Genomic DNA, 20,015 nt, shown 5'->3' on the forward strand with positions numbered 1-20,015 from the left:
GGCGTTATAGATACTGTAATTCGTGAAATACCTTTATCCGCTTCCGCGGTTAATAAAAAGGGTACGAAATCTAAAGAATATAAGATACATACCGCACCTATTCCTTATAGTGGAGCCGCGGTTACTTTGGGAAGAAAAGTAATACAAAAACTTTGTGGATTAAAAGGATTTGGAGATCTTAGCTACAATTAAGAATAAAAATGGGCATGGTAAATTATAAATATCTCATGTAAAATAATGGATAATAAATTAAACAAAATAGTTGCCCACTTTTACTTGACTCAAACCTATAATACAGAAAACTTTTTAACTTTACATAAATGTGTTAATATATATAGTATATATTAAGGATTATAGGTGAGATTTATGGATGAATACATGGAAAAGTATATAAACTTTATAAAAAGTAAAAATTTATCTAAAAATACTATAGAAGCTTATAGTAATGATTTAGAGAAGTTTTTTGCATTTTTAAATAATAGGGAAGAACAATTTAATGAAGTTGATGAAATTTTAATTATGTCTTATGTTCAACAACTTATAAAAGAAGGTATAGCTAATTCTTCCATAAATAGAAATTTGGTTACTCTTAGAAATTTCTATAAATTTTTATTACAAAAACATCTAATAATAGAATCTCCAATGATAAATTATGAACTACCCAAAATAAAAAGAAATCTTCCTGAAATACTTACAATAGAGGAAATGAACACCTTGCTAAACTTACCGGATACAGCAACATATAAAGGTGTAAGAGATAGAGCTATGCTAGAATTAATGTATGCAACAGGTATTAAAGTTACAGAACTACTAAATTTAAGAATTTTTGATGTAAACCTAAACATGGAGTATATGGTCTGTAAAGGCTCAAAAGAAAAGGAAAGAATAATACCACTAGGAAGTGTAGCCATAAGATATGTTAGGGAATATTTAGATTTAAGAAAAACTATAAGTAATTCAGAAAGCTTATTATTGTTCTTAAATTCAAGAGGAAATAAGATGAGTCGTCAAGGATTTTGGAAAATAGTTAAAGCTTATGCTAAAGAAGCTGGCATTGATAAAGATATAAATTTATATACATTTAGACACTCTTTTGCTGTTCACCTTTTACAAAATGGTGCAGATATTAAATCAGTACAGGAACTTTTAGGTCACGTTGACATATCTACTACAGAAATTTATTATTCTATAACTAAAAAGAATAAATTAATAGAAGTATATAAAAAGGCTCATCCAAGAGCTTAAGGACCTAAAATTAAATAAATAACATATTGAAAAACAGTTATTAATGAACTGATACTTCCAAAGTAGACAATCTAATTAATTAAAAATAGATTATCTACTAGGAGGTATTTTTTATTTTTTTTAAAATAATTTCATTTATAGTGATAATAATTCGAATTTAGGAAAAAATAAGTTTAAAGGAAGGAGGAATTACTATGAAAATACAGAAAATCAAGATATTTTCAAGCTTAATTTTAATACTTAATTTGCTTATGGTAAATGTTCCTGCAGAGGAAAAAGAATTAAATAAAGATATAAAATCAGAGGGATTGAATATAGAAGCTAAATCCGGATTATTAATGGAGGTGAGTACAGGAAAGATTATTTTTGAAAAGAATTCTAAAGAAAAATTTGCACCAGCTTCTGTTACGAAGATAATGACAATGCTTATAGCTATGGAGGAAATAGATAAAGGTAATATAACATTTCAAGATAAGGTTACAATAAGTGAAACCGCAAAAAAAATGGGTGGTAGCACTATGTTGTTAGATACAGGAGAGGTAAGAACAGTAGAGGAAATAATAAAGGGTATAGCTATTGCCTCAGGAAATGATGCAGCAGTTGCTATGGGTGAATTTCTAGGTGGTACAGAACAGGCCTTTGTTAACATGATGAATGCAAGAGCCTCTAGCCTCGGAATGATGGATACTACATTTAAAAATTGCACTGGACTTCCGGAACAAGGACATTTGAGTACCGCGTATGATATATCAATAATGTCAAGGGAGCTTTTAAAGCATTCTGATATATTAAAATATACAGGTACATATATGGAGACCATATCCGAAGGAAGAAAGTCACCTATAGAGCTTGTAAATCATAATAAATTAGTAAGATTTTTTGATGGGTGTGATGGATTAAAAACTGGTTATACAGAAGAAGCTAAGTACTGCATATCTTCAACTGCATCTAAAGATGGTGTAAGGGTATTGGCTGTAATAATGGGATCACCTACCTATAAAATAAGAAATAAAGATGCTAGTATGCTTATGAATTATGGTTTCTCTAAATTTGAGAAAAAAAGTATTGTGGAAAAAGATGCAGAAGTTGATAAAATAGTTTTAGATAAAAGCGGAGAAAGATATTTTATAGCAAAGGCTAAAGAAGAATTAAATATTATAGTAGAAAAGGGTCAAAAAGTTGAAACAACAAAAGAATTGATAATGGATGAAGATAAAAAAAGTTATAATAAAGATGATGTAATAGGTCACTGTAAATATTATGAAGGAGAAACTCTTTTAGGTGAGGTTGAGATATATACAGACAGAGAGATTAAAAAATCTACTTTAATAGATAATATTAAGTATAACTTAAAGAATATATTTGAAGGGGCAATTTAAAAATATGTAATAATATTTCCCTTTGAATTAACGAGATACAAAAAATAGATTTATTCACCTAAACATATCTAAATTTAATATATTAAGAAAGAGTTTTTAAAATATATATACTTATATTTTTAGAAACTCTTTTTTGCATTTAAGATATAAAGATGACAATATGCAAAGGCTATAATATAATTAATAGGTACTACTAGAGAGAAATTATAAGAGGTGGATTCTATGGAGGGTTTAAATATTAAAATATCAAATTTTGAAGGTCCTTTTGATTTGTTATTACACCTAATCAAAAAGAACAAGATGGATATTTACAATGTAAAAATATATGAAATTACTAATCAATATATAGAGTATATTAAAGAAATGAAAGAATTAGATCTTGAGATAACTTCAGAGTTTATCGTTATGGCTGCAACACTTATAGAATTTAAATCAAAGATGCTTCTTCCCAAAATAAAAAAAGAAGAGGATGAAGATGAAGAAAGGTACAAAGAGGATCTATTACAAAAGCTAATAGAGTATAAGAAATTTAAGAAAGCCTCTATATATTTTAGAAAGTTAAAAGGTGATACAGGGGAAATGTATGCTAAAATGCCAGAGGTAATTGGAGAAAAGATACCTAAAACCAATGAAGAACTCTTAAAAAATGTTACTATGCTTAATTTATATAATTTATATAATGACTTAATATTAAATTACAAAAACAAAAAGAACACTAGTAATGTTATAGAAACACAAATACCTTTAGATAAATACAAGGTAGAAGATAAGATACGGCATATACAAGAAATTTTATATAAAAATAATAATATAACCTTTTATGAGGTAATACTTGCTTGCAACTCTAAACTAGAAGTTGTTGTTACATTTTTAGCATTACTTGAATTAATCAAAGAAAGGTCTATAAATGTTACTCAAGGGGATAGTTTTTCTGAAATTTACATAGAAAGGATTATATTAAATGCATAATAAAGATTTAAATCAAATAGAATTTGAACAAACATCAAAAAATATATTATATACTTCAGTAATAGAATCATTGCTCTTTGTTAGTGGAGAACCTATAGATTTAGGGTATATTTCAAATATTATTGAATGTAGTAATGGCTACACAAAAGAGCTTTTAAATTTTATGATAAAGGATTATGAAGGTGATAAAAGAGGTATAAAATTAATACATATAGATGGTAAATATCAACTTGTTACTAAACCTGAAAACAGTGAATATATCCAAAAAGTATTAAAGGGAAGTTCACGTCAGTCACTATCTCAAGCAGCACTTGAAAGTCTTGCTATAATTGCATATAAACAGCCTATAACAAGGATTGATGTAGATGAGATAAGAGGTGTTAAAAGTGATAGTGCTATACAAAAGTTATTAGAAAGAAATTTAATAAAAGAAAATGGACGTTTAAATGTTCCAGGAAGACCTATACTTTATAGTACTACTGTTGAATTCTTGAAACAATTTAATATAGAGACACTTAAAGAGTTACCATCACTAGAATCATTTTTAGATGAGGTAGCAAGTACAGAAGAAACATAATTGTATAAAGTTATAAGTGTAATTTTAAGTTAGGGAAATATAAGTCTTCCCTAACTTAAAATAATTACATCATTAACCATAAGGCTAGAAGATTTTTTATTCTTCTTTACACTTTTTGTTATTTAGCAAATCTTTCATCATGTCTATTACCTGCGGAACGGTATCTACTATCTTATCATAGGTATTATCTTGATCTACGGATAATAGTCTTAAGCAATCATTTCTTAAAACTAAGAATGCCACAGGTTTAATGGATACTCCAGCCCCTGAACCGCCTCCAAAAGGGAAATTAGTTGTATCTTCTCCACTGTTTTTTTGGCAGGTAGGTAAAAATTCAGATCCACCTGAAGCAAAACCAAAAGATACTGTTGAAATAGGTAATATAACACTACCATCTTTCGTTTCAATTGTATCTCCGACTATGGTGTTTACATCTACCATATCTCGAATGTTTTCCATAGTAGTTTTCATTAAATTGTCAATAGGATGATTTTCCATAATGATGCTAAGAGTGTAATCACTCTTTAGCTTTCACCTCCTTAATTGATTTCCTATACATAAAAAGTATATTAATAACTTGTGCCATATTTATGTAAATTATGCACCTTATTTTTAGATGTAAAATAGTTTTATTGAAATTTGGCACTATTTTTAAATTGTAATGCTTTATTTTAAATATATTTTGTAATAATGAATATAGTATATAAAAAAATGAGTTCAAGGTCCCATAGGATATAGCAGTAAGTGAAGCATCATTAGACCCATGTTCTATATAAGTATCTATAGATATATTACTTTTAAAATTAGAGGATTTATATCTGCTTAAAAGATTAATATATTTTATTTTATTAGACTTAATATTTTTATGTAAATTTTGTTTTCTTTGATTATGTAAATTAATAGATTTGTTAAATAATTTAATGTGAACTTTTTTATCTTTCACTTCTAAGCTTATTTTTAAGGGGATGGGAATAAGTGCAAGTATAATTAAAAAAGAAAATATAATTAAACATTTAATAAACATGATTTGTCCTCCAATCAACAACATATCTTCTATTATTGCCAATAATTCCTCTTTTAAGTATATATATAAAAAATTAATTAGTATCAATGTTAGGTTATTGGAAATACTAATTTAAAGCTTATTATATGGAGGTATGTATTTATGAGAAAAAAACAATATTATATAGCCAAGGTTTTAGTAGTATTATTTATAACTACCTTATTATTTAATACTAAAACTTTAGCAAAAGTAAATTCAAATGCTTTGAAAGAAATTAGAGTTTCAGCACTATCCGTTGTAGCCATTGATGCTAAAACAGGAAGTGTATTATATGATAAAGGTTCTCATACAATATTACCAATGGCTAGTACAACAAAAATAGCTACAGCTTTAGTTGCATTAAAATATGGAGATTTAAATAAAACAGTTGAAATAAGTAAAAATGCTCAAAATGTAAAAGGGTCAAAGGTTGGCTATAAAAAAGGTGAAAACATTACAATAAAAGAGCTCTTATATGGACTTTTATTTAGATCAGGAAATGATGCAGCTATAGCTATATCAGAAGGCGTTGCAGGCTCTGTAGATGGATTTATTGAACTTATGAATGAGTATGCACTTAATATAGGACTTTTAGATACAAGTTTTAGCACACCTCATGGCTTAGACAAAGAAGAGCACTATTCTACGGCTTATGATTTAGCTCTATTAACAGTTAAGGCAAAAGAAAATGAAATATTTAGCAAAATAGTTTCTAGTAAAAGCGTAAAAAAAGATGAAATGAAATTCACAAGAGACTACAATAATATAAACAAATTACTTTGGCAAATTCCAGAAGCTAATGGAGTGAAGACAGGATATACAGGAAATGCAGGTAAATGCCTTGTATCATCTATATCCTATGATAATAATGATGTAATAATTGTAGTTTTAAATTGCAACGAAAGATGGAAAGAAACTAAAAATATTTATGACTATGTTTTGAAAAAATATGAATATAAAAAAATGTTTTCAAAAGATGATATAGTGAAAGAAGTGGAAATTAAAGATGGCATAGATAGCGTAAAAGCATATATAAAAGAAGATATAATAATTCCAATAGAAAAAGGTAAAAGTGAAGATGTTAATATAATAGTTAATAAAGATATTAAGGCACCCATAAAAAAGGATGATATAGTAGGAAGCATTATAATAAGGTCACAAGAAAATATAATTTATGAAGGAATAATATATAGTAAAGAAGATGTCATAAGTATATCAAACTTTCAAAAATTAAAGGGTAAACTATTTAAGTAATCTTAAAATTAATAGTTTTAGTTGTAACATATATTATTTAAATAAATACTTTAATAATATAGAAAAGTATTTATAATATTCTTTTTAAACAGGAAAGGATGGTATATATGAAATATGAAATAATAGATTGTATTGATGCAGGAACAGAATTTTGTGCTTAATACATAAAAATGCATCATATATACCATAAAAATTTATTTGTAATTTATTTCTAAGCTATGATTTTTCTCATCAAAGTAAATAGATTCTATAAGTCCTCTTAATATATACTTTTTTTCCTCTAGGGTAATATAATCTTTAAACATTGATAAATTAAGCTTTTCTTTTGAAAAAAGATTTAATAGATAATTATTTTTTAAATGCATCTTTCTAGACAACTGTTTGTATTTTAAATCGTTAATAGAGGTCTCAAGTTCTATTATCTTAGGTTTAATGTGTTTTGAAAGTTCAGGACTTAAGGATAATTCATCTAATAAGTTTTGTATCTTTATATTTTTATATTGTATCTCTTTATTAATATTAAGAGAATATAGGGAGTAATCTTTTAGCTTTATAGTATTAAAAAGAGATTCAATAAGTTTAGAGGTATCTATTAAAATTTTATTTATATCCTCTATCAGAGCATTTTCTATTTCATCAACTCGTACATTTCCATTATTACATAGCTTGCCTTTTGATTTAGATTTGTTTTCACAGACATAATATAAGATTCTCACATTAGAATTAGCCAAAGTATGTCCATGTTTAATATACATATTCCCGTTACAATTAGCACATTTTAATATACCAACTAAAAGGGCTCTATTTGACGTGCCTTTAGCTGGAGGTGTTCTTGCATTAGTATCTAGTAAACTTTGAACTTGTAGCCACTTAGGGCTATCAATTATGCCGTTATGATCACTTATGGAGGCTACCCACTCTGATCTATCTCTTTTTTGTGTTATATTTTTAGTCTTATTATAAATTAAAATACCATGTCCATTAGGATTTCCAAAAACATTTATATTATTAGCACTTAAATAATCTAATACCTTAGGAGAACTTTTAACATATACCGGAGACCTTAATATAATTTGAACCCTTTTAGCTGTCCAATTAATACTAGATTTTGCAGGTATAAGATTTTCATTTAGAAGATCTTTGACCTTATTTAAAGATCTTTTTTTTTCATATAAATCATAGATAAGTCTTATAGTTGTAATTTCACTTTCAATAGGGGAGAGCACATAAGTTTTCTTGTTAATTTTGTTGTTATCATAAGAAGTTTTACACTTACTTTTATAACCTAAGGGAGTTTGACCACCAAGCCACTGACCTGATTTTGCTAGCAAAAGCATGTTATCTGAAACCCTTTGAGCAGTAGTCTCACGTTCTAGCTGAGCAAAGATAGAAGCTATATACATCATAGCCTTACCCATAGGAGATGATGTGTCGAATTGTTCTTTGATGCTAACAAATTGTATATTTAATGTATCTAATTCATTAATGATGTTTGTAAAATCATACAAGTTCCTACTTATTCTATCTAATCTATAACAGATTATAAAATTAAATTTATGACGCCTAGCATCCTCTAGCATCCTTTTAAATTCAGGCCTCTCAGTATTTTTACCAGAGAAACCCTCATCTTCATAAATAAATATTTCATCTACAATTTTATCCTTGCAGTAATCTTTGCAAAGGTTAATTTGGTTTTCAATAGAATCTCCAGTGTTAGTTATTCTTGACTTTCTTGAATAAATAGCTACTTTCATAATATTTCACCTAAAACAATAATAATAATATAGTATTCCATTTAATATATAAAGGTTCATGTGTAAGTATTAAAGTCTTAAAGGAGGGTTCTAATTTGAAAAAAAAGATAGAAAAAGTTTTGGTTAATAATTATAAAGAGGAAGCGTGTAGAGAAACTTTACTAAATAATCTAGTAGAAATTATATCCTTAAAATTAAATAATGATGATCTTGAAGTATTATATAATAGCTTTAATGATGGAAATGAAGACAAATTAATATAAAAATGCTATAATACCTAGGAAAAAGAGAGGTGTTACAATGAATAATATAGCTGGAGAAGGTTGCGATATTTTAGTGCCTTTTAATGAGAGAAAGCCATTAAAAGACATAGAGAAAAGTCTTATAAAGACATATAAAAAGCATGTTTGGTCTAAATTTATTAAGGCCATAAAGGAATATAAATTGGTTGAAGAGGGAGATAGAGTTGCAGTTGCTATATCAGGAGGTAAGGATAGTCTAATTATGGCTAAGCTATTCCAAGAGTTACATCGACATAGTGACGTAAACTTTGAACTTCGTTTTATTGCTATGGATCCTGGGTATCATGATAATATTAGAGAACTACTAATAGATAACTGCAATTACTTAGAAATACCTGTAGAAATATTTGATTCAGGTATATTTGATGTAGTTGATAAGATAGCAAAGGATTACCCTTGTTATATGTGTGCAAAAATGAGAAGAGGTGCCCTTTATGCTAAAGCTAAGGAATTAAACTGTAATAAGCTTGCTTTAGGCCATCATTTTAATGATGTTATTGAGACGACTTTATTAAATGTTTTATATGCGGGCAATTTTAGAACTATGCTTCCGAAACTAAAGGCAGCAAACTTTGAGGGGATAGAACTTATAAGACCACTATATTATGTAGAAGAAAAATACATACAAAACTTTATTCAAAATAGTGGCATATGGCCATTAAATTGTGCTTGTATGGTAGCAGCAAAAAAGATAGGAAATAAAAGGCACGAAATAAAAGATCTTATTGAAAATTTAAAATTAACCAATAGAGATATAGATAAGTCAATATTTAAAGCTGCACAAAATGTAGAGCTCGACTCTATACTAGGATGGAAAAAAGACGGAGAAAGTCATTCATATTTAGAATTTTATGATATGTAAATTTATAAAAAAGGAATTCCTAGTATGTAGGAATTCCTTTTTGAATTTAATACTCTGAGTATAATTAACAAATAAACACAAAGCTACAATGTAATTTCCTGGGAAATTATTAGCTAAAATATTTCTATGATTTCCAAAGAAAAACCTTTTGAAATATTTTCATAATTTTCCTAGAAACAATCAACTGAAATATTGGTGAAATTTTATTTGAAACATTTAATCTATTTAGAAGTTAAATAACCTTCTTCTTTTAATAACTCAGCAGTTAATACAGCTCCACCTGCTGCACCACGAAGGGTATTGTGAGATAAACATACAAATTTATAATGGAATAATGGATCTTCTCTAAGTCTACCAAGGGTTATTCCCATACCATTATACATATCTCTATCTAAATTAGTCTGAGGTCTGTCAGCTTCTTCAAAATAGGTTAAAAGCTGTTTTGGAGCAGTAGGTAAGGAAAGTAACTGTGGCTTTCCTTTAAATTCTTTCCAAGATTTTATGATATCATCCTTAGTAGGTTTTTCTTCGAAAGATACAGAAACTGTAGCTAAATGTCCATCAGATACAGGCACTCTTACACATTGTGCGCTTATTATAGGAGAGGTAGCTAAATTTATTTTGTTATCTTTAACATTTCCCCAAATTTTAAGAGGTTCCTTTTCACTTTTCTCTTCTTCTCCACCTATATAAGGTATAACATTGTCTAATATTTCTGGCCAATCTGAAAATAATTTCCCACTACCAGAAATTGCTTGATAAGTGCTAACCATTATTTTTGTAGGCTTATATTTTAGTAGTGCGCTAATTGCAGGAACATAACTTTGAATTGAACAGTTTGGCTTTGTTACAATAAATCCTTTAGTTGTTCCTAGTCTTTTTTGTTGAGCTTTTATTACCTCAAAATGATTTGAATTTATTTCCGGTATTATCATAGGAATATCGTCAAACATTCTATTAGCAGAATTATTTGATATTACTGGTGTGTGTGCTTTAGCATAAGCTTCTTCTAGCTTAATTATATCCTCTGTATCCATATTTATGGCACAAAAAACAAAATCTACAGATTCACTTATTTCTTTAACTTCATTTATATCTTTAACAATAATTTCTTTTACCTTGTTTGGTAGTGGGAGATCTAACTTCCATTTACCATGCACCGCATCCTCATATCTTTTCCCAGCGGATTTTTTGCTAGCAGCAATTTCCTTTATTTCAAAGTAAGGATGGTTTTGTAATAATGTAATTAATCTTTGTCCTACAAAACCGGTTCCCCCGAGTATACCTACTTTTAATTTACTACTCATAAGACACCTCCATAATATTATATAGCTTTATTATACTTTCATATATTATATATGTACACACAGGCAGCTTAATTTATTATAAAATATTAAGTTCACCATAGATTATAATATTTAAAATCTGCATTAGGGTTTATTTTTTAAGGGTTTTAATATATACTTTTATATATAATTATAGTTTTAAATGGGGGAGATTATGTGAGCAATTTATGGGGAGATGTAAAAAAGATTGAAGAGGATATAGAAACCTTAGAAAAGTTTAAAATTGATATTTTAATGATGATAGACTTTCCACTTTGGAATAGATTAACCAATGCCATGGAAGGGGTATGTAAGTGTTATATAAATTTTATTAAAAATGAAAATGAACTTGGAATTTTAGAGGATTTATATGACGAGGAGAAATATAGACAGATTAGAAAACTTGAAATATTAAATGATATGGAAGAAATAAAGTCAAATATTAAGGTTTATATTAAAGATAGAAATGAAATTTTAAAGGACTTTTCCGAGGAAAAGATAAAAGAATTTCAAGATGTATACATAAAAATATCTGAACTGGACCAAAAAAGATTCCAAATAATGCAGCTAATAAATATGAAGTATGAATAAAGAAAAGAAATAATTTAGTTAAAATAATATGGAATGTCTTAATATATAAAAAGCCTATATCTTATTTTACGTAGTAATTTAGGATATAGGCTTATGTTTTTTTATGATGCATTTTTATGTATTAACCTTGTCCTTGCCATCTAGCAGAGTCGGGAGATTGTATTATATGTTCACAACTTTCCGGAAAGCATTTTTGCGACTGCATTAATTGGAAAGGAGTATGTATTTATCAAGAATATCATGATAATAAAGATAAGGTAAATGAAGATAGGAAGGAATTTACCTGTAAGATTTTAAATAAAAAGTATTTAGAAACGAATGTTATATCTCTTACTATATTAGTATCTCATAAACTAGCTCAAGATCTTTATGCTGCTGGCAGCTATGTATTTATGAGAAATCCTGAAGCTATTAGCTATTACGATACGCCTATTTCAATTATGGATGTAAATTTAGAAGAAAATACAATAAAAGTAATTATAGAAATAAAAGGTATTAAAACTAAAAGCATAGAAAAATTATCAGAAGATGAAAAAATTATAATAAGAGGACCTTACTGGAATGGAGTATTTGGACTTAAAAATATAGCAAAAACCACAGAAGGTCATTCATTAGTGGTATGTAGTGGTATAGGAATGGCACCCATGATACCTGTAATAAAAAAACTATATTCAAATGGAAATAAGGTAACAGTAATATTAGATAAAGCTGGATACAAAAATATTTTTATAGAAGAAGATTTAAAAAAGTATGATGTAGAATTAATTGAATGTGACTTATTAGTATCAGGGGAGCTTACTAAAGAGGCTAAAGGTATTATAGAAGAATTTATAGAAAGTAAATCTATAAATTTAATACATTGTTCTGGGGCAAATATTTTAATATTTAAATTAATAGAGCTTAATAATAAAAGAATTAAATTATCTTGCTGTAATAATGCTAAGTTGTGTTGTGGCGAAGGGGTTTGTGGAAGTTGCACTGAAAGATATGAGGGCCATAAGAAAAAGAGATTATGTAAGGTTCAAGCAGAACCAAATAGTATATTTGAGGGGAGAAGACTTATATGAAAGTTGTAGTTATTGGAGCAGGTTGGTCAGGTATTGCAGCAGCTATAGCTGCTAAAAAGGCAGGAGCAGAAGTTACACTATTAGAAAAAACAGACCTTACCTTAGGCCTTGGAAATGTAGGGGGCATAATGAGAAACAATGGTAGATTTACTGCCACAGAAGAATTAATAGCAATGGGAGCTGGAGAGCTTATAGAAATAACAGATGGAATATCAAGACATAAAAACATAGAGTTTCCGGGTCATAAAGATGCCTGGCTATATGATGTGAACAAAATAGAACCCCTAGTTAGGAAACACATTGAGGACTTAGGCATAGATTTAAAGCTTATAGCTAGAGTTTCAGACATTGAAAGAGAAGGAAAAAGGATAATGGGTATCTACTTAAGTGATGGTACTTATATTAAAGGAGATGTTTTTGTAGAAACTACAGGATCTACAGGCCCCATGGGTAATTGCTTAAGATATGGGAATGGATGCTCGATGTGCATATTAAGATGTCCAGCCTTTGGGCCAAGGATAAGTATAAGTGCTAGAGCTGGTATAGATGATTTACAAGGAGAGAGAGAAGATGATGTATTTGGAGCTTTTAGTGGCTCTTGTAAGTTAGCTAAAGAAAGTTTATCAGAAGAAATAAGAGAAAAGCTAGATAAAGATGGGGTAGCAGTTTTAAAAGTTCCAGCAGAAGATGTGCATTTAGATAAATTAAAATCTAAAGTATGTCAACAATATGCATTAAAAGAATTTGCAGAAAATATAGTTCTACTAGATACTGGTGAGGCAAAACTTATGACTACCTTTTATCCATTAGATAAGCTACGAAAAATAAAGGGCATGGAAAGTGCTAAATATATAGACCCTTATGCTGGAGGAAAAGGGAATTCCATAAGATATTTATCAGTGGCACCAAGAACGGACGATATGAGAGTAAAGGGCATTGATAATTTATTTGTAGGTGGAGAAAAGTCAGGACTTTTTGTAGGGCATACAGAAGCTATATGTACAGGTACATTAGCAGGATATAATGCTGTTAAGTATGGACTTGGAATGCCTATGCTAATCTTACCTAGAAGTACGGCTATAGGGGATATAATAGCCTATGCAAATTATAAGATGACAACTAAAGAAGGTAGAAGGAACAGATATACCTTTGCAGGAGCAGAATACTTTAATAGGATGAAAGAAAACAATTTATATACTACAGATATAGAAAGCATACAAAATAGAATAAAGAAATTAAATTTAGATGGGATATTTAGCTATAAGCTAATTTAACTTAGTTTAATAATATAAAAAGGTGGAGATTTAAGTCTTCGCCTTTTTATTTATACTTAAGATGAAGAAGATATGATTTATACATGGACTATGATGGTAAATTATCTCCATAGCTGTTATTTTAGCTGATTTAGTATCCAGCGTTTTATTCTATTATAACTACTTGAAAAGGTGAGAAAGTGAAGTGGTTTCTGGTAAATAAAAAAGACACTTATTTAAGTGTCTTACAAAGAATGTTTAGCTCTAATTCTTTTAAGAATTTTAATATCCATTTCATGAGATCCAGTAGTGTCTTTAATAACATCAATAGCATCTATAACATCATTTACAGATTTTGAAGTATTAGTGATAGCAAGTTCAATAACATCTAGTCTTTCACCTAGAGTTTTACCATCTTTATCTTTAGCTCTGTCAAGTTGTTCTGAAAAAGATGATTGAACTTCTGCAAGAGTTTCAATATCAGTTTGGATTTTTTCAAGTATTAAGGAGTTATTATTTACTTGAGATTTTATTTCAGAAGTAGTTTTTTCTAAGCCTATAAAACGCTCATTAAAGTCTGCGTACATTTTTTCAAGTAAATCATAAATTTTATTTTCCATTAGTAACAACTCCTTTTATAGTAGTAATAAAATTATATCACAGAAGGCTAATGAAATCTACTTTATGAACTTAGAAGTTTGAGTCAAGTAAAAGTGGTCAACTATTTTATCCGATGGCTACCATCCGTAACACCCCTATCCTTTTCAAGGTGGGGGATGACGGCTGCTACGCCCCTTTATAAGTTATTCTAGCCTTTGATGGAGAGATGTATTGCTTATAAGCAAACTCCACCTGAGTCTAAGAATCATTTGATTAATATCGGAAGCGGATAAAGGTATTTCATGAATTACAGTATCTATTATATCTCTACGATATAAATATCTTTTTTGCCAACTACAATTAAAGTATACTTCCTAGTTATATTAAATCCACTAAGTATTATAAGACTTACTACTGTCATAAATCGTGGTTTCAGCTGCAGATATTAAATATATAATTTATAATATACATTAGAATCCTAAAACCACGTAGATCTTCTTGATACTAACAATTAAAAAACAAAAGCGAAACAATTTAAAAAGAATAGTGGAAATCAAGATATAAAATTTGCACCACTAGAGTTATTAACTTATTTTAAAATTACTTTTGATAGTATTGATAAATACATCATAAAAAAATCAAATGTTTTTTGTTAATAATAACTATAATTAAAAATAGGGAGGAAAATAGTAATGATATTTTGTAAAACAGGAGAATTAATTATTCGTAGTTTGGAACACACAGACAAGAAGTTTCTAGTAAAATGGCTTTCAGATAGCAAGGTTCTTGAATATTATGAAGGAAGAGACAATATATATGATGAAAATATGGTGGAAAAGAAATTCTATACTAGTAGTAAGAAAACAAGATGTATAATTGAGTACTTAGATGAGCCTATTGGTTATATCCAATTTTATCGTATTGGTGAAGAGCAATATGAAGAATATGGTTACACCGATATTCATAGCATTATTTATGGAACAGATCAATTTATTGGAGAAATTAAATATTGGGAACAAGGCATTGGAACAATGTTAATGAAAGAAATTATAAGGTTTTTAGTAACAGAAATGGATGTGCAGAAGATAGTATTAGACCCGCAATCTAGAAATAAGAGAGCAATTGCCTGTTATGAAAAGAGTGGGTTTAAAAAGATAAAAATACTTGCTAATCATGAATTGCATGAAGGAGATTTACAAGATTGTTGGCTAATGCAATATAATAACCTTATTCAAGAGGTGAAGTAGAAAGATTGGCTGTAGGTCTTAGTAGACTAGGAAAGAAGAGAGGTTCTGATACTAGGTATTTTGCTCATCATTCTTCTGTGAGTAAGGATATGCGATTAACAGCAGAGAAATTTGCAAAAAGTAGCAAAGGAGAATTATTCACTATATGTTGCACATCTACTTTGGAATTAGGAATAGATATAGGCTCAGTCGATAGTATAGTCCAATATAATGCTCCACATTCTGTAGCAAGTTTGGGGCAGAGACTAGGAAGAAGTGGTAGAACTACAAGAGAAAATATATTGCATTTTATAGCTACAGATGAATGGTCTTTATTGCAAGGATTAGCGGCAATATCTCTTTATGAAGATGGTGTGATAGATAGATTTGATCCTATAATAAAGCCTTATGATGTTTTTGCTCATCAAATAATATCTATTCTTTTAGAAAATACAGGGATGCCCTTTGAAGATGTAAAAGATATAGAATTAGTGAGTAAAAAGATATATGTAACGAGAGCTGTAGATGGTAATCCACCTATGTTTTCAGGGGGTAGTGGGAACATAACCAATGAAATAAGATCTAGAATGAAAACTATATTAGAAGATCGAAGTTATTGGATCGATTATAGCGATAATATAAAAAAAGTTTTATTAAAACTTTCTAAAGAAAATTTAAGATATGAAAAATTTCAATGGACAGAAGAGAATGATAAAATTGGACTTAGGACATTTCAAAGTACAAAGATAAATAGGACTTTGCAACTTTTACTTAATATGCCAGGCAAGGTGGAAATTACAAACTAGATGATAGGACGACTTTTATAAGTGGGTGTAATATAAAGGAAGATATAAATAGAGTAATAGAAAGAAGTTTTAATGAAGAAGTAATATTTAGATATTTAAAAGATAGTCCAGAAATAGTAGAGCTATATTTATCCGATAATAAATATAGAAACTTATTACCAGATGATTTAAAAATCAAATATATTATTAAGAACAAATTAGGTTTAGAAGGAACAAAAGCATATTTAGGAATTTTATAAGAGGAATGATATATGCAAGGGATTTAAGAGATGAAATTAAAATCTTAATTGTTGATGATGACGTTGATTAATTGAGAAGGATAATTAAATTTAATTTATGAACTTAGAAGTTTGGTTAAAGTTGAAATACAAAGATTTAAGGCCTATAATAAGTGTAAACCTAAACACATTATAGAATTCATAAGATATCAAATTTCATACAATATATTAATTAAAATGTATTGATTAAAAGGGGGTATAAATATGTTTTTTAAAACTACTTTAGAACATGAAGAGCTAAGGATGAAGGTTAGAGCCTTTGCTGAAGCAGAGATCAAACCTATTGCATTTATGTTAGATCAGGAAAATAAATTTCCATCAGAAGCTATTCATAAGTTAGCTGATATTGGGATGATGGGAATTCCTTATGGTAAAGAGTACGGTGGAGCCGGACTTGATATAATTAGTTATGCCATTGCTGTTGAGGAATTGTCAAGAGTTGATGGTGGTACAGGTGTAATTCTTTCAGCTCATACATCTTTAGGTGCATACCCAGTGTCTGCTTACGGAACAGAGGAACAAAAAAAGAAGTATTTAGTTCCAATGGCAAAGGGAGAGAAGATTGGAGCCTTTGGTCTTACTGAAGAAAATGCTGGAAGTGATGCAGGTGGTACTGAAACTACTGCAGTTTTAGAAGGAGATTATTACATATTAAATGGTGAAAAAATCTTCATTACTAATGCAGGTGAGGCTGAAACTTATATTGTTTTTGCAATTACCACACCAGATATAGGCACTCGTGGTATTAGCGCGTTTATTGTAGAGAAGGACTTTGAAGGCTTTACCTTTGGCAAACATTACGACAAAATGGGTATTCGTTCTTCTGCCACTGCAGAGCTTATATTTAACCAAGTTAAGGTCCCTAAGGAAAACTTGCTAGGTAAAGAAGGAGACGGTTTTAAGATTGCTATGGCTACTTTAGATGGTGGACGTATTGGTATTGCAGCTCAAGCTCTTGGTATAGCACAAGGTGCATATGAAAATGCACTAGAGTACTCAAAAGAAAGAATTCAATTTGGTAAGCCTATTTGTCAGCAACAAATCATCGCTTTTAAGCTAGCGGATATGGCTACAAAGCTTAGAGCAGCAAGACTTCTTATTTATAGTGCAGCAGAGATGAAACAAAATCATGAGCATTATAGCATGGAAGCAGCTATGGCAAAGCAATATGCCTCTGATGTTTGCCTTGAAATCGTTAACGACGCTCTTCAAATATTTGGGGGAAGCGGTTATTTAAAGGGTATGGAAGTTGAGAGGGCTTATAGGGATGCTAAAATTTGTACAATATACGAAGGAACTAACGAGATTCAGCGTCTAGTTATATCATCTCATATAATAGGTAAGATGCCAAAAAATGAAGATACAAGTAGATCTTCTAAAAAAGTACCTGCTACGGGTTATCGTAAGCAAGTAATATTCAAGGAAAAAACTCAAAAAGAATCAGTTGATGCTCTTATTAAAGCTCTTAAGGAAGATGGCTATGACTTTGCCGTTGGAATACCTCTTGATACTCCTATAAGTAAAGCCGAAAGAGTAGTCAGCGTAGGCCTTGGTATAGGGGAAAAAGAAAACATGAAGCTTATAGAAAAGCTAGCAGTGCAAGCTGGTGCTGCCATAGGTTCTTCTCGTCCTGTAGCTGAGACCCTTAAATATGTACCATTAAATCGTTATGTTGGTATGTCAGGTCAAAAGTTTAAAGGAAATCTTTACATTGCTTGCGGAATTTCAGGTGCAGGCCAACATTTGAAAGGTATAAAGGATGCATCTACAATTGTAGCTATAAATATAGACCCTAATGCGAAAATTTTTAAGAATGCGGATTATGGTATTGTTGGAGACTTGATGGAGGTTCTACCATTGCTCATAGCTGCTTTAGATAATGGGGAAGCAAAAAAAGAAGCGCCACCAATGAAGAAGATGAAAAGACAGGTTCAAAACAAAGTAAATTCAACATTAAAACATCATGTTTGCAAGGGATGTGGGTATGAATACAATCCTAATGTAGGTGATGCTGAAGGTGAAATAATTCCAGGAATATTATTTGAAAAGATACCTGAAGATTGGACTTGCCCTGATTGTGGTGAAGAAAAAAATATGTTTATAGAAGCTTAATTATTATTATAAGTAAACATAATAATGTGCTTTAGAGAAGGAGGATTTAATTTATGCATTGTGTTAGAAAAATAGTAGAGGATCTTTATTGGGTTGGTGGCAATGATAGCCGACTAGCTCTTTTTGAAAATATTCATCCCATCCCACGAGGAGTATCTTATAACTCATATTTACTTTTAGATGAGAAAACTGTACTCTTTGATACAGTGGATTGGTCAATTTGTAGGCAGTTTCTTGAAAATATTCATGAAGTTTTAGGAGATAGGACTTTAGATTACTTGGTAGTAAACCATGTAGAGCCAGATCATGCGGCAGGTATTGAAGAGCTTATTCTTCGTTATCCCGATATGAAGATTATATGTAGTAACAAAGCTTATTTATTTATGGGTCAGTTTGGATTTAATGTAGATGGTAGGGTAATAGAAGTTAAAGATAAGGATGCTATGTCATTTGGGAAGCATAATCTTATATTTATGTCTGCTCCAATGGTACATTGGCCAGAAGTTATGGTAACATTTGATACTACCAACGGTGTTCTATTTTCAGCTGATGCATTTGGAGCTTTCGGTTCCTTAGATGGCAAGTTGTTTAAAGATGAAATTAATTTTGATTCTAATTGGATTGATGATACTAGACGATATTATACAAATATTGTAGGTAAATATGGGCCACATGTTCAAGCCTTATTAAAGAAGGTTAGTAGTCTTGACATTAAGATTATATGCCCATTACATGGTCCTGTGTGGCGTGACGATTTAGAATATTTGCTTGATAAATATAACAAATGGAGCCTTTATGAACCAGAGGAAAAAGGTGTAATGATAGTTTATGGAACAATGTATGGTAATACAGAATCTGCAGCTTATAACTTAGCAACAAGGCTTGTAGAAAAAGGAATGACTAATGTTGTTATGTATGATGTTTCAAAAACTCATGTTTCATATTTGATTTCTGATATATTCAAATATAGCAACTTGGTTCTTGCATCTGTAACCTACAACTTAAATATTTACCCACCAATGCTAGATTATATAATGGATATGAAGGCATTAAATATTCAAAAACGTAAAGTAGCGATCATAGAAAATGGCTCATGGGCACCTAAATCTGGAAAGCTTATGCGTGAACATTTAGATGGGATGAAAGAAATGACTATTTTAGATAATGAGATGTCAATTAATTCCACCATGAAAGAACATGACATAGATTCAATGAATGATCTTGCTGATAGTATTATACAGTCAATAAAGTAATTTTAGAAAAGGCCTAAATTTATGCCAGCTCATTGAGAGAATTCCTGGGCTGGTATTTTTTATGCATTGATATGGCTATTAATATTAAAAGTGAGTAAAATAATAAAAATAAAATTGTAT

The 20,015-nt window shown here is 29.6% G+C and carries 20 protein-coding genes; 15 read left to right on the forward strand and 5 right to left on the reverse strand.

What is annotated here, in order from left to right; genetic code table 11:
- The 5 genes from BD821_RS13410 to scpB all read left to right on the forward strand — a co-directional run.
- Positions 1 to 192, forward strand: a 192-nt coding sequence (locus tag BD821_RS13410; RefSeq protein ID WP_423236758.1) for a hypothetical protein, incomplete at its 5' end; no start/stop codon positions are given.
- 174 nt (positions 193 to 366) lie between these two features.
- Entirely contained in the window at positions 367 to 1,245 is an 879-nt protein-coding gene (gene xerD, locus BD821_RS06285) for a site-specific tyrosine recombinase XerD (protein WP_104409756.1), read from the forward strand.
- A gap of 194 nt (positions 1,246 to 1,439) precedes the next feature.
- Positions 1,440 to 2,624, forward strand: a complete 1,185-nt coding sequence (locus tag BD821_RS06290) for a D-alanyl-D-alanine carboxypeptidase family protein (protein WP_104409757.1) — start codon at positions 1,440 to 1,442, stop codon at positions 2,622 to 2,624.
- Between the two features lie 222 nt (positions 2,625 to 2,846).
- Positions 2,847 to 3,593: a segregation/condensation protein A gene (locus BD821_RS06295; RefSeq protein WP_104409758.1), complete on the forward strand. Its 747-nt coding sequence runs from the start codon at positions 2,847 to 2,849 to the stop codon at positions 3,591 to 3,593.
- Positions 3,586 to 4,170 carry an SMC-Scp complex subunit ScpB gene (gene scpB, locus BD821_RS06300; RefSeq protein ID WP_104409759.1) on the forward strand — a complete coding sequence of 195 codons (585 nt, stop codon included), beginning with the start codon at positions 3,586 to 3,588 and terminating at the stop codon, positions 4,168 to 4,170. Before BD821_RS06295 ends, scpB begins: the two co-directional genes overlap by 8 nt.
- A 96-nt stretch (positions 4,171 to 4,266) precedes the next feature.
- Here the strand turns inward: scpB and ytfJ are convergent, their stop codons facing one another.
- Together ytfJ and BD821_RS13845 are read right to left on the reverse strand one after the other, a co-directional pair.
- The gene (gene ytfJ, locus BD821_RS06305; protein WP_185158475.1) at positions 4,267 to 4,668 is read right to left on the reverse strand and encodes a GerW family sporulation protein; all 402 of its coding nucleotides are present in this window, start codon (positions 4,666 to 4,668) and stop codon (positions 4,267 to 4,269) included.
- A 19-nt stretch (positions 4,669 to 4,687) separates the two neighbouring features.
- Positions 4,688 to 5,218, reverse strand: a complete 531-nt coding sequence (locus BD821_RS13845; protein WP_423236759.1) for a DUF2953 domain-containing protein — start codon at positions 5,216 to 5,218, stop codon at positions 4,688 to 4,690.
- 117 nt (positions 5,219 to 5,335) lie between these two features.
- On the opposite strand from BD821_RS13845, the gene BD821_RS06315 reads away from it, so the two are divergent.
- The gene (locus BD821_RS06315; protein WP_104409762.1) at positions 5,336 to 6,466 is read left to right on the forward strand and encodes a D-alanyl-D-alanine carboxypeptidase family protein; all 1,131 of its coding nucleotides are present in this window, start codon (positions 5,336 to 5,338) and stop codon (positions 6,464 to 6,466) included.
- A 194-nt stretch (positions 6,467 to 6,660) separates the two neighbouring features.
- Here the strand turns inward: BD821_RS06315 and BD821_RS06320 are convergent, their stop codons facing one another.
- Positions 6,661 to 8,220: a recombinase family protein gene (locus BD821_RS06320; protein WP_104409763.1), complete on the reverse strand. Its 1,560-nt coding sequence runs from the start codon at positions 8,218 to 8,220 to the stop codon at positions 6,661 to 6,663.
- Between the two features lie 95 nt (positions 8,221 to 8,315).
- On the opposite strand from BD821_RS06320, the gene BD821_RS13415 reads away from it, so the two are divergent.
- Both BD821_RS13415 and BD821_RS06325 read left to right on the forward strand, forming a co-directional pair.
- The gene (locus BD821_RS13415) at positions 8,316 to 8,483 is read left to right on the forward strand and encodes a hypothetical protein (protein ID WP_169994023.1); all 168 of its coding nucleotides are present in this window, start codon (positions 8,316 to 8,318) and stop codon (positions 8,481 to 8,483) included.
- Between the two features lie 37 nt (positions 8,484 to 8,520).
- On the forward strand, positions 8,521 to 9,384 hold the full coding sequence (locus BD821_RS06325) for a tRNA 2-thiocytidine biosynthesis TtcA family protein (protein ID WP_104409764.1): 864 nt from the start codon (positions 8,521 to 8,523) through the stop codon (positions 9,382 to 9,384).
- Between the two features lie 221 nt (positions 9,385 to 9,605).
- On the opposite strand, the gene asd is transcribed toward BD821_RS06325, so the two are convergent.
- Complete coding sequence (asd, locus tag BD821_RS06330; protein ID WP_104409765.1) at positions 9,606 to 10,691, reverse strand: aspartate-semialdehyde dehydrogenase; 1,086 nt, start codon at positions 10,689 to 10,691, stop codon at positions 9,606 to 9,608.
- 195 nt (positions 10,692 to 10,886) lie between these two features.
- Here asd and BD821_RS06335 point away from each other — a divergent pair, with 195 nt between their 5' ends.
- The 3 genes from BD821_RS06335 (at position 10,887) to BD821_RS06345 (ending at position 13,641) form a co-directional block, all read left to right on the forward strand.
- Complete coding sequence (locus tag BD821_RS06335; protein ID WP_104409766.1) at positions 10,887 to 11,300, forward strand: hypothetical protein; 414 nt, start codon at positions 10,887 to 10,889, stop codon at positions 11,298 to 11,300.
- Positions 11,301 to 11,464: 164 nt separating this feature from the next.
- Positions 11,465 to 12,367: a sulfide/dihydroorotate dehydrogenase-like FAD/NAD-binding protein gene (locus tag BD821_RS06340; protein WP_242971469.1), complete on the forward strand. Its 903-nt coding sequence runs from the start codon at positions 11,465 to 11,467 to the stop codon at positions 12,365 to 12,367.
- Positions 12,364 to 13,641, forward strand: a complete 1,278-nt coding sequence (locus tag BD821_RS06345) for an FAD-dependent oxidoreductase (protein WP_104409768.1) — start codon at positions 12,364 to 12,366, stop codon at positions 13,639 to 13,641. The genes BD821_RS06340 and BD821_RS06345 overlap by 4 nt, the downstream gene beginning before the upstream one ends.
- 224 nt (positions 13,642 to 13,865) lie before the next feature.
- Here the strand turns inward: BD821_RS06345 and BD821_RS06350 are convergent, their stop codons facing one another.
- Positions 13,866 to 14,240, reverse strand: coding sequence for a hypothetical protein (locus BD821_RS06350; protein WP_104409769.1), 375 nt, complete (start codon positions 14,238 to 14,240; stop codon positions 13,866 to 13,868).
- A 672-nt stretch (positions 14,241 to 14,912) separates the two neighbouring features.
- Here BD821_RS06350 and BD821_RS06355 point away from each other — a divergent pair.
- The 4 genes from BD821_RS06355 (at position 14,913) to BD821_RS06370 (ending at position 19,895) form a co-directional block, all read left to right on the forward strand.
- Positions 14,913 to 15,467 carry a GNAT family N-acetyltransferase gene (locus BD821_RS06355; RefSeq protein ID WP_104409770.1) on the forward strand — a complete coding sequence of 185 codons (555 nt, stop codon included), beginning with the start codon at positions 14,913 to 14,915 and terminating at the stop codon, positions 15,465 to 15,467.
- 5 nt (positions 15,468 to 15,472) lie between these two features.
- A complete protein-coding gene (locus tag BD821_RS06360) occupies positions 15,473 to 16,252 on the forward strand; it encodes a helicase-related protein (protein ID WP_104409771.1) in 780 nt (259 codons plus the stop codon).
- Between the two features lie 482 nt (positions 16,253 to 16,734).
- Entirely contained in the window at positions 16,735 to 18,642 is a 1,908-nt protein-coding gene (locus BD821_RS06365) for an acyl-CoA dehydrogenase family protein (protein WP_104409772.1), read from the forward strand.
- A 53-nt stretch (positions 18,643 to 18,695) separates the two neighbouring features.
- Positions 18,696 to 19,895: an FprA family A-type flavoprotein gene (locus BD821_RS06370; RefSeq protein ID WP_104409773.1), complete on the forward strand. Its 1,200-nt coding sequence runs from the start codon at positions 18,696 to 18,698 to the stop codon at positions 19,893 to 19,895.
- Positions 19,896 to 20,015 lie beyond the last annotated feature (120 nt).

The organism is Clostridium algidicarnis DSM 15099, assembly GCF_002934235.1.
GTDB lineage: Bacteria > Bacillota > Clostridia > Clostridiales > Clostridiaceae > Clostridium_L > Clostridium_L algidicarnis.

Coding starts and splice junctions, on each gene's coding strand:
- BD821_RS06345 (WP_104409768.1), top strand. CDS start 12,364: ATGAAAGTTGTAGTTATTGGAGCAGGTTGGTCAGGTATTGCAGCAGCT.
- BD821_RS06295 (WP_104409758.1), top strand. CDS start 2,847: ATGGAGGGTTTAAATATTAAAATATCAAATTTTGAAGGTCCTTTTGAT.
- scpB (WP_104409759.1), top strand. CDS start 3,586: ATGCATAATAAAGATTTAAATCAAATAGAATTTGAACAAACATCAAAA.
- BD821_RS06325 (WP_104409764.1), top strand. CDS start 8,521: ATGAATAATATAGCTGGAGAAGGTTGCGATATTTTAGTGCCTTTTAAT.
- BD821_RS06370 (WP_104409773.1), top strand. CDS start 18,696: ATGCATTGTGTTAGAAAAATAGTAGAGGATCTTTATTGGGTTGGTGGC.
- BD821_RS13845 (WP_423236759.1), bottom strand. CDS start 5,218: ATGTTGTTGATTGGAGGACAAATCATGTTTATTAAATGTTTAATTATA.
- BD821_RS06290 (WP_104409757.1), top strand. CDS start 1,440: ATGAAAATACAGAAAATCAAGATATTTTCAAGCTTAATTTTAATACTT.
- asd (WP_104409765.1), bottom strand. CDS start 10,691: ATGAGTAGTAAATTAAAAGTAGGTATACTCGGGGGAACCGGTTTTGTA.
- xerD (WP_104409756.1), top strand. CDS start 367: ATGGATGAATACATGGAAAAGTATATAAACTTTATAAAAAGTAAAAAT.
- ytfJ (WP_185158475.1), bottom strand. CDS start 4,668: ATGGAAAATCATCCTATTGACAATTTAATGAAAACTACTATGGAAAAC.
- BD821_RS06355 (WP_104409770.1), top strand. CDS start 14,913: ATGATATTTTGTAAAACAGGAGAATTAATTATTCGTAGTTTGGAACAC.
- BD821_RS06320 (WP_104409763.1), bottom strand. CDS start 8,220: ATGAAAGTAGCTATTTATTCAAGAAAGTCAAGAATAACTAACACTGGA.
- BD821_RS06315 (WP_104409762.1), top strand. CDS start 5,336: ATGAGAAAAAAACAATATTATATAGCCAAGGTTTTAGTAGTATTATTT.
- BD821_RS06365 (WP_104409772.1), top strand. CDS start 16,735: ATGTTTTTTAAAACTACTTTAGAACATGAAGAGCTAAGGATGAAGGTT.
- BD821_RS06350 (WP_104409769.1), bottom strand. CDS start 14,240: ATGGAAAATAAAATTTATGATTTACTTGAAAAAATGTACGCAGACTTT.